Source organism: Streptomyces sp. NPDC043685, from assembly GCF_056436585.1.
This window is the reverse complement of sequence record NZ_JBWKCH010000002.1, coordinates 357,946-369,914: the sequence shown is the minus strand read 5'-3', so window position 1 is coordinate 369,914 and position 11,969 is coordinate 357,946. Positions and strand designations below refer to the sequence as shown.

Here is an 11,969-nt window from a genome sequence, read left to right as displayed (position 1 = left end):
GAGTGATCCGACTCGGAATCGTTATCGCCGAGCCCCAGGTGAGCAGGGCTTATCGACAAATCCACCGCTGGGCGTTCGGCGCGCATTCATCGATAAGCCACACTTCGGGCGGACCGGCCGATGACCGCCGTCACGTCAACGCGGCCGCCTCCTCGCGCTGTTGCGAAGGATGCTCCGCCTCTTCCCCCGAACCTTCGGGCGGAGTCTCCCAGTTGGGTTCCGGCTGCGTCGGCGACGGTGCCGTCTCCGTCCTGCCCGCGCGCCGGAAGGCCGAGGTGCCCCAGGCCAGATCGTGGCCGATCGCCACCGCGTCGATGTCCGCCGACGTCCAGCTCTGCCCCTCACGCACGTCGGTCCGCACCTTCAGCCTGCCCTGCACGATCACGGGCTCGCCCACCGTCAGCGAGGCGGCCGTGTTGGTGGCCAGCTGGCGGTTGGCCCACACGGTGAAGAAGTTGGTGTGCCCGTCCGTCCACGTGTTCTTCTCGCGGTCCCAGTAACGCGCGGTCACCGCCAGCCGGAACCGCGCCGACGGGCCGGACGCCACCTCCCGGTACACCGGCTGTGTCGCCACCCTGCCGACCGCGCAGACCATCGTCTCGTTCATCGCGAACCCTCCCTCACCCGGATCACGGCGTCCGCGCCGGGCCGACACGCGTACGGGCCCGTCCCGTACGGCTGCGTCTGCCAGACTGCCGCCGCCGGGCCGAGCCCGCTGAGCGCTGTGGACCGCCCCGGCCCTGTGGACAACGCCGCCACTCCCAGGGGTGACACAGGGGCGCCGTCGGCGTCATCGGCGTCATCGGTCAGGTGCTGCGGGTGTGCGTGGGAGGGGGAGAGCGCGCCCGCAACCCCCGCCCCGCCTCACCACTGCCTCACCGCCCCGCCACCACCCTCCCGAACTGCTCCCGGACCTCCCGGTACCGCAACAGCTCCGCCGCCACCGGATCCAGCACCCTGGCCCTCCCGCACCCGGCCGCCGCCTCCCGCAATCGGCGTTCCGCCTCCAGGCCGTAGCGCCGGGCCGGGCCGCGGGCCGCCATCCGGCAGCTCCACTCGATGAGCGGACCGCCGACGATGCCGATCACCATCAGCAGCACCGGCACTCCCAGGTTCGGCGCCATGACCCCGACGATCTGCCCCAGCAGCCACAGCCCGCCCAGGAACTGCAGGATCGTCATGGACGCCTGGATGAGGACGGCCACCGGCCACCACCCGGGCCGCGGCGGACGCCCCGTCGGCACGCCCGCCCGGGCGGTCAGCTCGTCCAGCGCCTCGGGCAACCCCTGCGCGCCGCGGACGGCCGCCTCGCGCACCGCCTGTGCCCAGGGCGCGGGCAGCCCGGCCGAGGCCCGGTCGGCGACGGTCCGCACCGCCTGTTCGACCCGCTGACGGGCGGTGGCCTCCTCGTCGGCCTGCGCGCGTGAGGGAAGCCGGCCCGTGCTGGGCTCACCGCGGTCCTGGTACCAGCGCCACAGCCGCAGCCAGGGCGTACCGCAGGCGCGGTTGGCGTTGCGCAGCCAGGCGCGTTCGGCCGCCTCGCCCGCCGCCGTGGCGCCCACCGCGTCCGCGAGCCGGTCGGAGAACTCCTCGCGGGCCTGTTCGCTGAGCCCGGTCCGCCGCTGCGTGGCGTAGACGGGCCACAGCCGCGCCGCCGCGATGTCGACGTCGGCCGAGATACGGCGGGCGGGCGCCCCCCGCTCGGACACGAACTGGCCGAGCGCCTCGCGCAGTTCGCCCACCCCGTCCCCGGTGAGGGCGGACAGGGCGAGCACGGTCGTGCCCGGTTCGCCGTACTCCCCGAGGGCGATGCCGTCCTCGTCGAGGAGCCGCCGCAGATCGTCGAGGACCTGCTCGGCGGCCTCCCCGGGCAGCCTGTCGATCTGGTTGAGGACCACGAACATCACTTCGGCGTGCGCCGCCATGGGCCGCAGGTAGCGCTCGTGCAGAACGGCGTCGGCGTACTTCTCCGGGTCGACGACCCAGATGACCGCGTCGACGAGCGCCAGGATGCGGTCCACGTGCTCGCGGTGCTGTACGGCCGCGGAGTCGTGGTCGGGCAGGTCGATCAGGACCAGTCCGCGCAGCGGCGACTCGCCGTCCCCGGTCGGCAGCGGCCGGCGGCGCAGCCGGGGCGGGATGCCGAGCCGTTCGATGAGACCGGCCGCCCCGTCGCTCCAACTGCACGCGATGGGCGCGGCGGTGGTGGGGCGGCGTACACCGGTCTCCGAGATGGTCACCCCGGCGAGCGCGTTGAACAGCTGTGACTTGCCGCTGCCGGTGGCGCCCGCGATGGCGACGACGGTGTGCTGCCCGGAGAGCCTGCGGCGCGCGGACGCCTCGTCGAGGACCCGGCCGGCCTCGGACAGCGTCCGGCTGTCGAGGCGGGTGCGGGAGAGTCCCACCAGTTCGCGCAGCGCCTCGAGCCGGGAGCGCAGCGGTCCTTCGAACACCAGGGGGGTCACCGTCGGCGGGACGGCGGAGCGGTGGTCCGTCATGGGGAGCCGGTCTCCTTCGGCTGTCTCGTTGACCCGTCGCGCGATGAGCCCGTCGTCCCAGGACTCCGCGGAGCAGGTACGCGCCGCGCGTTCGCCGGCCGAGGCGCCTCGGGAGCGGGTCCCGGCGCTGCCCGCCCGGCCGGTGCCGTCGTCCGGCTGGTCGGCGTGCTCGGTGGGGTCCTGGTCAGTGACGGCGGTCACCGGTCACCTCTCCTTCTGCAGTACGGACAGCGCGGCGATGAGTTCGGCCTGGGGTTCGGGGTGGACGTCGAGCGCGTCGAGCGGGGCGAGGCGGCGCTCGCGTTCGGCGTGCAGCACGCGGTCCACGTGCTCGGTGAGCAGCCGTCCGGCCCGGTCGCGCAGCCGCAGCGCGCCGTGGGCGCCGATCCGCTCGGCGAGTCCTTCCCCGGCCATCCGGCCGCGGCGGCCGCCCAGCAGGGAGGTGGCGACCAGGGCGGCCACCAGTTCGGGGTCGGGTGCGAGGGTGCGGTCGAGTTCGCGCACCTCGTCCTCGGCGTGCTCCTCGAGTTCCCGGCGCCAGCGCCGTACGGCGAGCCCGATGCGGTGTTCGGCGCTGTCCGCGCCGGTTTCGCGGGCGGCGAGTTCCGGGGCGGCGGAGGCCGGTTCGCGCCGCCAGGCGTCGTCGACGCGCTCGTCGGCGGCGGTGACGGCGCACAGCAGCAGCGCGCTGAGGCTTTCCACGAGCGCGTCGAGGAGTTCGGAGGCGGTGCAGTCCAGGGGGAAGGCGCGCCACCGCTTGAGCGCGTCCCCGGCGAGGACCGCCCCGTTCTGCAACCGGCCCCGCACGCGCGCGTGCTCGCTGTCGTACGCCCCTTCCACGGCGGAGGTGAGACGCAGGGCGGCCGCGTACTGCGCGGCGGCGGCACCGGCCAGCTCGGGCATCCGGGACTTCAGGGAGTCGAGGACGCCGTACGCCGTACGGGCGAGGACCTGCTGCCGGGCCGCGGGGTCCTGCACCTGGTGGATCAGCCAGGTGCGCAACTGGGCGACGGCGGTGGCCGGCAGGAGCCCGCCGCCCCAGGCGGACTCGGGCAGCTCCGGCACGGTGAAGCGCGGCACCTCGCCCAGTCCGGCCTTGGTGAGCAGGGCCCCGTACTGCCGTGACACCTCGTTGACGACCTGGTGGGGCACCCGGTCGAGCACGGTCACCAGCGTGACGTCGTAGTCCTTGGCGGTGCGCAGCATGTGCCAGGGGACGGCGTCGGCGTAGCGGGCAGCCGTGGTGACCATGATCCAGATGTCGGCGGCGCAGATGAGTTCGGCGGCCAGGACGCGGTTGTCGGCGACCAGGGAGTCGATGTCGGGCGCGTCGAGCAGCGCGAGGCCGGGCGGCAGCGTCTCGGCGGTCTCGACGCGCAGCACGCGCGCGGGGTTCTCGCCGGGGAGCAGCAGGTCGTCGGTGGACTCCTGCTGGGGCACCCACACGCGGGTGAGATCGGGCAGCACCCTCATCCCACTGAACCAGTGGTGGTCCTCCGGATGGCAGACCAGCACGGGGGTGCGTGTCGTCGGCCGCAGCACCCCCGCCTCGCTGACCCGCCGCCCTACGAGGGAGTTCACGAGCGTCGATTTGCCGGCTCCGGTCGACCCGCCCACGACGGCCAGAAGCGGCGCTTCGGGCTCCCGCAAGCGGGGCACCAAGTAGTCGTCGAGCTGCGCGAGGAGTTCGTCGCGGTTGGCACGCGCGCGTGGGGCCCCCGCCAGGGGCAGCGGGAAGCGTGCGGCGGCGACACGGTCGCGCAGGGCGGAGAGTGCGTCGAGCAGCTGAGGCCGTACGTCCAAGGTCACCACATGTGAAGAATGCCCAATTTTAGGGGAATTCTGAAGCATATGAGCATGTCTGCGCGCCGACAGAACACAAGGGACGGAAGGGACGACTGGGACACGGGCCCACTCCAGGCATAACGAGTGCACAACACCCGATGCCTCTGACGCCAAAAGCGGTGCACGATTCGTACCTGCCTGCGATTATCAGGACCGCTTCACTGAACCTCCACATCGAGCCACGGAGGCGAAGCAACAGGGGCAAGGACGCGGGAGCCCTATCCTTGTCCCCGGCAACGTCACGGATCGGCCCACACCAGGGCACCACGACAGAGGCCACCACACCCGGCCCCCGTAGCTCAGTGGATAGAGCAGGCGCCTTCTAAGCGCTTGGCCGCAGGTTCGAGTCCTGCCGGGGGCGCCACCTCCTACCAGCAAAAACGCCCCAGAGGGGATCTCCCCTCCAGGGCGTTTCGCGTCTCTGACGGCAACGCTGACGGCAACGACCCCGTCACTCGCCGGACAGCAGGTCTCCCAGCTTGTCCAGTGCGGCTCGCTTCTCCGTCATGTCGGCGTGCGCGTAGATGTTCATGGTCACATCCAGGGCGCTGTGTCCGACGATGTCCCGGACGATGTGCGGCGGGATGCCCAGACCCAGCAGCAGGGTCACGCAGGTGTGGCGGAGGTCATGGAAGCGGACGTCCAGGCCGAGTCGCTCGCGGATCGGGTAGAAGTGCCGGTTCAGGTTCCGGGGCTCGATCGGGGTCCCCCGCCGGGTGGTGAAGACCAGGCCGGTTTCCTGCCACTGCTCCCCCGCGGCTTCGCGCTCTTCCGCCTGGCGCTCACGGTGCCGGCGGAGTGCGTCGACACACACGGCCGGGAGCGGCACGGGCCGCTCCGAGCGGCGCGTCTTGGGCGCGGTGAGCGTCAGCTCTCCGTTGACCCGCTGCAGGGCCGTACGGATCTCCAAGGATCCCCCATCCAGGTCAACGTCCGACCAGTGGAGCCCGAGCAGTTCGCCACGCCGGAGCCCCAGGTACAGCGCGAGCACGTATGCCGCACTCAGCCGGTCGTCACGCACGTCGTCCAGGAGCTTCTTCCCCTCGGCGACGGACAGGCCGCGGCCGACCCGGTACCGAGGAGTCTGGACCTGCACGAGCTTGGCGACGTTGCGCTGCACCAGCTCCTCACGGACCGCATGCTGGAGGGCATTCCGAAGCACCGCGTGCAGGTACTGGACCATGCGCGGCGAGAGCCGACGCTCGCAGCACCGCTTGGGAGTGGCAGCACAGCAGCGACGGGCACCGGCCGGACGAGCGGCATCACGTCCCTGAGCGCAGCACTGGCAGGCCTGCCGAGCCCAGTCGAGGAAGAGGCGCACGTCTTTGGCTGAGAGCCGGGCGAGCTTCTTCTTTCCAAGTCGGGGCACGATGTACGCGTTCACGCACTTGCTGTAGCTGTAGACCGTCGAGGGCCGCACCTTGTGGCTCACGACGTGCTCAAGCCAGTACGGGAGATAGGTACCGAGGCTCTCGGTCGTGTCGGCCGCAGGAATGCCCTGGTCGCTCTTGGAGAGCAGCTCGGTGAGCTTCTTTCGAGCCTCCTCCCAGGTGTGGCCGTAGACCCGTCGACGCTTGTACGTGCCGTCCGGCATCAGGACATAGCCCGCTCCCTCGTACCGGCCGTCCTTGCGGCGGTAGATGGTGCCTTCGCCGTTGGGATTGCGCTTCGCCATCAGGCAGCCTCCTCAAGTTCGCGGGTTATGAAGTCGCGCAGGGCATCGGCGGGAATGCGGCGGCAACGGCCGACCGTGATGGAGATCAGCCGACGAGAGCGGATCAGGTCGTAGACGGTGGAACGGCCGAGCCTGAGCCGCGCCATGACTTCGGGCACGGTCAGCAGCTCGGGAGTGGCGGTGGTCATACGTCGGCTCCTTCCAGGGCGAGTTGATCGCGCAGGGCTTCGCGGGCGGTTTCGCGGTTGAGTTGGAGGTCGCGGGCGATGGTGGCGGCGAGGGCGGATTCGCCGGGGGTGTGGCCGTGTCCGGCGTACTGCCAGTCGGCCAGGACCAGGACGGTGTCCGGCTCGCGGTCGTCCAGGCCGAGGGCGGCGTGTTCCTGGGCAGCGCGGTAGTCGGCGCGGGTCTGGCGGAGGGCGCCGAGGGTGGTGGAGTAGCGGCGGGACTTGGAGGAGAAGTGGCCGCGGAAGCCGAGCATGTGAGCCCAGGCCCACAGGCGCCGGTCCGGGTAGAGCGGGTCAAGCTGCTTGCAGGCCTCGATGAGGCGGCGGGTGTGGTCGGGCACCTGGTGGCGGTCGAGCTCGGATAGTTCGCCGATGCGACGGTCCAGGGTGCCGGTGTTCTCGGCGGCCTTGGTGGCGTACTTGGCCACGTAGGAGGCGACGGCCTGTTCGGTGATGTCGGAGCCCTCACCGAAGGCCTTCACGGGCCGGACGTCGAGCTGGGTGCCCCAGCGGAAGGTCCGGGCGGGCTGGTCCTCGGCGGCCGGGACGGAGACCGAGGTGTAGGAGTGCGCGGCAGCTGCTCGGATCGCGTCGGCGAGGAGATCGACCGTCGCCCAGGACGGCGGGGCGGTCTCTGGCCCGTCGGGGCCGTCGATGCGGATGACGGCATGGAAGTGAAGCGCCCCGCGCTTTTGGAACTCGGCGACCTTGCCGTACGAGACGCGCGCGTGGTCAGCCAGTTCGCGGCGGGTTATGCCGGCGCGGGCGGCTATCTCGCGGCGGAGGCGGGTGGTGAAGCGCTGCCACAGGCTGCCTGCGTGGTTGTTGAAGAGGACAGCGCCCGCGTAGTCGTAGGTGGTCGGGTCGAGGGCGGTACCGAGGGCAGGGTCGTCGGCAGGATGGCGGGTGCCGCAGCGGCAGACGCCGTGGTCGGGTCGGTTGTGGACCGGGCCGAAGGAGGGGGCGGTGAGGGTGGCGAAGACGCGAGGGTGGTCGCGGACGGTGGCGGAGATGTCGCGGCGGTCGTCGCCAACCAGGCCCGCACGGATGAGGTGGTAGGTGTCACCCGCGTAGGTCCAGGCGCAGGAGGGGCAGCGGGAGGCGCGGCGGTTGCCGCATGCGACGCGAAGGCGTCCGCCCGGCTCGTTGGCGGTCGTGTAGTGGTGCAGGGTCTCGCCGGTGGTCTTGTCCTTGGTGAGGGTCCAGCCAGTGAGGTGGATGGGGTCGGCGCAGCCGCCGGTGCGGCGGATCTGCTCGTGCCAGCGGTCGTAGTCAGAGGCCGAGGCCACCCTCAGCAGGTCGCCGAGGGTGGTCGGGTCGAGCAGCAGGTCAGACACGCGCACCCTCCCGGACGCGGCGGGCGGGAACGGTGCCGTGGCCGTGGCAAACCGGGCAGTTGGCGGTGAGCGTGGGCAGGTGGCCGTGCCGGTCGCGGTCGCCAGTGGTGATGGCGGCAGTGGCGAAGCCGTCGCAGTTCGGGCAGATGCGGGCTGTCGGTGTGGTGTGGTGCGTCATGCTGGGGGTTCCTTCCGGTTGCGAGATCGGACAGGGACGGCTCCCGGAGCGGACGAGACTTGGCGGTTGACGCCGCTCCGGGAGCCGGTCAGCGCCGCTTCGCCTCCGAGGCGAGGAGCGAGCGCAGGACGACGGCGCAGACTGCGACCGAAGCGCCGGTGATGGCGACCGCCAGGAGCATGGAGACCAAGACCGCGCCCACGACCAGGACCACGGCGGTACCGCCGCCGACCAGGGCCAGCGCGGTTCCAGGGGTGAGCTGAACCGTCGGTCGAGCGGACGCGGGGGCCGGGGCCACCGGGGCGGGCTGCGAGACCTGAGCGGCCGGAACAACGGTGGTCGGCTCGACCACGGCAGGCGGCGTGACATGGCCGGTCGGGGTGGGCATGGTCGGGATCTTTGGACGGAACATCTGTGAACTCCCTTCAGGCGACGGTTACTTGATGAAGGTGTCGATGGCGGGGGCGAGGACGCTGTCGGCGAGGAGGAAGCCGCCGAGCAGCAGGACGGCGATGAGCCAGGCGGGTGGGCGAATGAGCTTGACGCCGAGGTAGCCGACGGCGAGCAGGGCGAGCCAGAGCGGTACTTCCATGGCGGAGGGCCTCCTAGCGGACGCGGCAGCGGTGGGTGCGGGCGGCGAGTTGGGCGGCGGACTGGCTGGAGTAGTCGGAGGACCAGCCGCAGCGGTCGGCGGTGCACACGGCGGCGTACTTGGTCTGGCCGTGGCGGTCGCGGTGGGTGCCGATTTGCACCGGGCCGATGCGCATCACGGAGTGGAAGTGGTCACGGGCAGGCATGACGGTGTCTCTCCCTTCGGGTCAGGCGAGTTGGGCGGCGATGGCGTCGGCCAGCTGGGGCGGGACGCCGAGGCGAGCGCGCAGAGTGTCGGTGTCGATCGGCGAGCCAGTACGGGCGTGGTGGTCGTTGGCGACCTTGCGTGCGTGGTCGACCAGCGCGGCCGGGACCGGCACAGCCGGAGCAGCGGCGACCGGGTCAGGCTCGGCAGCCGGAAGGGCCGGAGTGTCGTCGACCGCCGGAAGCGGGTCAGGCTCGGGTTCGGTCTCTGTGACCGGCGCAGGGTCGGGTTCGGTGGCCGGGGCCGTGGGTGCCGGCGGTTCGGGCGTCTGCTCTGGTGCGGAGTGGGCGAGGAGGGTGCCGCCCATGAAGGCCAATGCGGGCCAGGCGGCGACGAGGATGCGCAGCCAGGCCGGGACGTTGGTCAGGTCGAGGAGTCCGGCGGTCGCGACGTTGGCGCCCAGCGAGGCCACCAGGGCGATCACGAACCAGCACCAGGCCAGCCGCGACGGACCATCGACACGGAGCCGCCGCCAGGCAGCGACCAGGAGCAGGTCCACGCTGATCGGATAGGCCCAAGCTTTCCAGCCGTCCTGCCCGGCAGCGGCGGCCAGATCGTGCAGGTGGGCGAAGGACAACGCCCCGGCGATGACGGCCTGGACCAGGACGGCGTCGACGCGGAGAGCGGGGCGGGCCATCACGGCTCCTTCCGGTGATGTGGCATGGGAGGGGTAGGGACCTGGCGCAAAGTGGTCACGCCGACCGGTGGAGCAGGGGAAGGTCAGGCCGCGGCGGGGGCTGCCTTGGACAACGGCACCCGGGCCGAGGAGAGTGAGCCAACCGCGGGCCGGTAGGCCGCTAGGGCGGGCACATCGGGAGTGCGGGCGGCGTACCTGTTGCAGACGTTCACGGCCTGGCGCAGCGAGGTATGCGGGGCCCGGATGCGGTGCCAGCCACCGGTCGAGTCACCGGCGATCGCCAACCCGCGTGTCTCCGCGGGGATCTGGATCGCGGCCAGGACAGCGTCCGGTGAGATGTCGCCGAAGGCCATGTTCGCGGACGTTTCGTCGTTGACGCGGTGGGCGGTGCGGCCGGTGAGCTGGGCACGGAGCATGGTGATGCCCTTGCCGAGTTCGGATCCGAAACGCTGCCCGCAGATCTCCAGATAGATTCCAGCCGCGCGGCCGAGCTGGGCGAGACGGACCAGCGCGGTGATGATCCGGTCCCGGCGCTTCTCCTCCTCCTTGCTGGCGAACAGGGCGAGTTCGGCGACCTCGTCGACCAGGACCACGACCGGCACCGGCCGCAGGTCCTCGCGCAGGTCCCAGATGTCGGCGGCGATCTCCGCATCCGGCACCGCGACACTGATCCGCTGCTCAGCACGGATCAGTTGATAGACCTCCTCCATGTGGGACACCAGCGCCTCCAGCAGCTCCAGGGCGGTGTCGGGGTTGTCGGCCAAGGCGGAGAACCGGCGGGCCAGCGGGAACAGCTCAACGCCTTGCTTGCAGTCGATGCCGACCAGGGCGACGCTCATCGGGGCCAGCCCGGCGACCAGGTTGCGTTGGTAGACGGACTTGCCGGACTCCGTCGCCCCCAGGGTCAGGCCGTGGGGGACGGCGCGGTAGTCGCGGTAATGCACCGAACCGTCCTCCCGCAGCGCGACCGGCACCCGCATCGGACGCGTGTCCGTCTTGGCAGGCATCTGAACCTGCTTGAGCACGTCGTAGCCGGTCATCCGCACCTCAACCACGCCGGACCGAACCTCTCGGGACGTCACGCCGTACATCCCGAAGGAGTGGCGCAGCCGGTCCGTGGCCGCCGACACGTCGAAGGCGTCCTGGCCGGGGCGGAGCTTGAGCCGCAGGACCAGGCCGGTGCGGGTGGGCCGTAACCGCAGGATGCGCGGTACCCGGGACTCCGGAACGGGCCGGTTGGCTACCCGGGCCAGGGCCAGGCGCCAGCGCGAGGGCGGGACCGTCAGGCCGCAGGCGTCCATGACCGAGGCGTAGCGGACCAGGACCCGCACCGTGGCGACGACAACGCCGAAGGTCAGCCAGTACCAGGCGGGGCGTCGCCACCGCAGGAGACCCGCAGTGGCGACGACCACAACCACAGCGACCATGAACCAGGTCATGATCAGGCCGCCTCAGATGCCGCACCGGTGGCGGCCAGCGAGGTGACCGCGACCGCGCGGAAGGCGATCCCGTGGCGCTTCTGGCCGTTGAACTCGTTTTCCCACGGCCGGGCGATCAGACCCGTCAGCGCCACGGGGGTACCCATGGCCAGGTCACTGGAGATACCGGGCTCCGGGACGGTGATGGAAAGGATCTCGACTTCGTCGTTGGCCGCGAACATCACGTCCACGGTCATCAGCTTGACGCCGTCGGCGTCGATGGCGATCTCACCGGTACGGCGGTCCTTGACCTTGGGCTGCGGGGCCTTGGCGACCATCACGGTCGCGCCGGAGGTCTCAACGGGGATCTGACGCACAGCAGAACACTCCTCTACAGAGGCTGGACTTCGTCACTCATGTACATGAGTGACATAGAGAAGAGTGCATGACTCCTATACATGAGTCAACCCGCCGCGAGAGAGAACTCGCGACGGGCTGCGGTGAGTTGAGCGGGCGTCAGTCGGCGGCGGGGATCCGGTACTCGAAAACGAACTGGTCAGCGGCCATGAGGGTGTCGCAGACCTCGACGACGAGCCCTGCGGTGGTACGGGCCTCGCGGATCAGGTGAACTACGGGTGCACCCGGGCTGAGGGCGAGTTCGGAAGCTTCCGCCTTTGAAGCTGGCCGGGCTTGCAGCGTCTCGACGAACTCGGCGAACTCGTGCCCGTGATCCTCGAGTCGGGCGTAGATGCCGCCACCGCCCGGGTTCTCGGCGAACAGCTCCGGGATCTCCTTGACGACGTCCCACGGGAGGTACGAGGAAGCGGTCTCGACCGGAGTGCCGTTGCGGAAGTAGAGGCGTCGGCGGGCGAGCACTTGAGTGCCGGCGGGGACACCCAGCCGCTGGGCGGCGTCCGCGGGGGCCTCCATGGGGCCGATGTAGAGGACGCTCACCTTGGCGGTGGCGCCGGACTGTGCGGATTCCGCGAGGTACGCGGCTTTGCCGCCTTGGCGGAGCGAGCGCCGGAAGCGGTCCGAGGAGCGGTGCCGTACCGGCGGCCGGTCTTTCACGATCGAGCCCTTGCCGTGCCGGGTCTCGACGAGCCCGCTGGCCCGCACCTCGACCATGGCCTTGCGGATCGTGCCGCCGGAGACGCCGTAGCGCTCCACCAGTTCCGATTCACTCGGCACCATGTCGCCCGGCTTGAGCACGCCCGCCCGGATCTGCTGCACGATCTCGTCTGCGATCTGCACGTATCGAGGCCCGGACCTGCCTCCTTCTACTGCGGTTCCCATAG

General features: G+C 71.0%; 14 protein-coding genes and 1 tRNA gene. 1 reads left to right on the top strand and 14 read right to left on the bottom strand.

Features of this window, described 5'->3' with window-relative positions; translation table 11 throughout:
* Nucleotides 1–130: 130 nt before the first annotated feature.
* The 3 genes from AC0665_RS06450 to AC0665_RS06440 form a co-directional block, all read right to left on the bottom strand.
* On the bottom strand, nucleotides 131–607 hold the full coding sequence (locus tag AC0665_RS06450) for a single-stranded DNA-binding protein (RefSeq protein WP_478602190.1): 477 nt from the start codon (nucleotides 605–607) through the stop codon (nucleotides 131–133).
* A 268-nt stretch (nucleotides 608–875) separates the two neighbouring features.
* The gene (locus AC0665_RS06445; protein ID WP_478704536.1) at nucleotides 876–2,699 is read right to left on the bottom strand and encodes a YfjP family GTPase; all 1,824 of its coding nucleotides are present in this window, start codon (nucleotides 2,697–2,699) and stop codon (nucleotides 876–878) included.
* A gap of 3 nt (nucleotides 2,700–2,702) precedes the next feature.
* Nucleotides 2,703–4,310: a dynamin family protein gene (locus AC0665_RS06440; protein ID WP_468633566.1), complete on the bottom strand. Its 1,608-nt coding sequence runs from the start codon at nucleotides 4,308–4,310 to the stop codon at nucleotides 2,703–2,705.
* Between the two features lie 321 nt (nucleotides 4,311–4,631).
* On the opposite strand from AC0665_RS06440, the gene AC0665_RS06435 reads away from it, so the two are divergent.
* Nucleotides 4,632–4,707: transfer RNA gene (locus AC0665_RS06435), tRNA-Arg, on the top strand.
* Between the two features lie 87 nt (nucleotides 4,708–4,794).
* Here the strand turns inward: AC0665_RS06435 and AC0665_RS06430 are convergent.
* The 11 genes from AC0665_RS06430 to AC0665_RS06380 all read right to left on the bottom strand — a co-directional run bounded on the left by AC0665_RS06430 (nucleotide 4,795) and on the right by AC0665_RS06380 (nucleotide 11,967).
* Entirely contained in the window at nucleotides 4,795–6,018 is a 1,224-nt protein-coding gene (locus AC0665_RS06430) for a tyrosine-type recombinase/integrase (protein ID WP_478704535.1), read from the bottom strand.
* Entirely contained in the window at nucleotides 6,018–6,206 is a 189-nt protein-coding gene (locus AC0665_RS06425; protein ID WP_397669897.1) for a helix-turn-helix domain-containing protein, read from the bottom strand. The genes AC0665_RS06430 and AC0665_RS06425 overlap by 1 nt, the downstream gene beginning before the upstream one ends.
* Entirely contained in the window at nucleotides 6,203–7,582 is a 1,380-nt protein-coding gene (repSA, locus tag AC0665_RS06420; protein WP_478704534.1) for a replication initiator protein RepSA, read from the bottom strand. Before repSA ends, AC0665_RS06425 begins: the two co-directional genes overlap by 4 nt.
* On the bottom strand, nucleotides 7,575–7,760 hold the full coding sequence (locus AC0665_RS06415; RefSeq protein WP_468409201.1) for a hypothetical protein: 186 nt from the start codon (nucleotides 7,758–7,760) through the stop codon (nucleotides 7,575–7,577). The genes repSA and AC0665_RS06415 overlap by 8 nt, the downstream gene beginning before the upstream one ends.
* An 88-nt stretch (nucleotides 7,761–7,848) precedes the next feature.
* Nucleotides 7,849–8,172: a SpdD-like protein gene (locus AC0665_RS06410; protein ID WP_478704533.1), complete on the bottom strand. Its 324-nt coding sequence runs from the start codon at nucleotides 8,170–8,172 to the stop codon at nucleotides 7,849–7,851.
* Nucleotides 8,173–8,196: 24 nt separating this feature from the next.
* Nucleotides 8,197–8,352, bottom strand: a complete 156-nt coding sequence (locus AC0665_RS06405; RefSeq protein ID WP_365253092.1) for a hypothetical protein — start codon at nucleotides 8,350–8,352, stop codon at nucleotides 8,197–8,199.
* Between the two features lie 13 nt (nucleotides 8,353–8,365).
* Nucleotides 8,366–8,557, bottom strand: coding sequence for a mobile element transfer protein (locus tag AC0665_RS06400; RefSeq protein WP_031108984.1), 192 nt, complete (start codon nucleotides 8,555–8,557; stop codon nucleotides 8,366–8,368).
* 21 nt (nucleotides 8,558–8,578) lie between these two features.
* A complete protein-coding gene (locus AC0665_RS06395; RefSeq protein ID WP_468409206.1) occupies nucleotides 8,579–9,253 on the bottom strand; it encodes a DUF2637 domain-containing protein in 675 nt (224 codons plus the stop codon).
* A gap of 83 nt (nucleotides 9,254–9,336) precedes the next feature.
* Nucleotides 9,337–10,692, bottom strand: coding sequence for an FtsK/SpoIIIE domain-containing protein (locus tag AC0665_RS06390; RefSeq protein ID WP_478704532.1), 1,356 nt, complete (start codon nucleotides 10,690–10,692; stop codon nucleotides 9,337–9,339).
* 2 nt (nucleotides 10,693–10,694) lie between these two features.
* Entirely contained in the window at nucleotides 10,695–11,048 is a 354-nt protein-coding gene (locus AC0665_RS06385) for an SCO3933 family regulatory protein (RefSeq protein WP_467764778.1), read from the bottom strand.
* Between the two features lie 139 nt (nucleotides 11,049–11,187).
* A complete protein-coding gene (locus AC0665_RS06380; protein WP_306928107.1) occupies nucleotides 11,188–11,967 on the bottom strand; it encodes a GntR family transcriptional regulator in 780 nt (259 codons plus the stop codon).
* Nucleotides 11,968–11,969: the final 2 nt, after the last annotated feature.

Bases quoted from the DNA above. Each gene is read 5' to 3' on its own strand.
- AC0665_RS06450 (WP_478602190.1), bottom strand. From the start codon at position 607: ATGAACGAGACGATGGTCTGCGCGGTCGGCAGGGTGGCGACACAGCCG.
- AC0665_RS06430 (WP_478704535.1), bottom strand. From the start codon at position 6,018: ATGGCGAAGCGCAATCCCAACGGCGAAGGCACCATCTACCGCCGCAAG.
- AC0665_RS06425 (WP_397669897.1), bottom strand. From the start codon at position 6,206: ATGACCACCGCCACTCCCGAGCTGCTGACCGTGCCCGAAGTCATGGCG.
- AC0665_RS06415 (WP_468409201.1), bottom strand. From the start codon at position 7,760: ATGACGCACCACACCACACCGACAGCCCGCATCTGCCCGAACTGCGAC.
- AC0665_RS06410 (WP_478704533.1), bottom strand. From the start codon at position 8,172: ATGTTCCGTCCAAAGATCCCGACCATGCCCACCCCGACCGGCCATGTC.
- AC0665_RS06405 (WP_365253092.1), bottom strand. From the start codon at position 8,352: ATGGAAGTACCGCTCTGGCTCGCCCTGCTCGCCGTCGGCTACCTCGGC.
- AC0665_RS06400 (WP_031108984.1), bottom strand. From the start codon at position 8,557: ATGCCTGCCCGTGACCACTTCCACTCCGTGATGCGCATCGGCCCGGTG.
- AC0665_RS06395 (WP_468409206.1), bottom strand. From the start codon at position 9,253: ATGGCCCGCCCCGCTCTCCGCGTCGACGCCGTCCTGGTCCAGGCCGTC.
- AC0665_RS06390 (WP_478704532.1), bottom strand. From the start codon at position 10,692: ATGACCTGGTTCATGGTCGCTGTGGTTGTGGTCGTCGCCACTGCGGGT.
- AC0665_RS06380 (WP_306928107.1), bottom strand. From the start codon at position 11,967: ATGGGAACCGCAGTAGAAGGAGGCAGGTCCGGGCCTCGATACGTGCAG.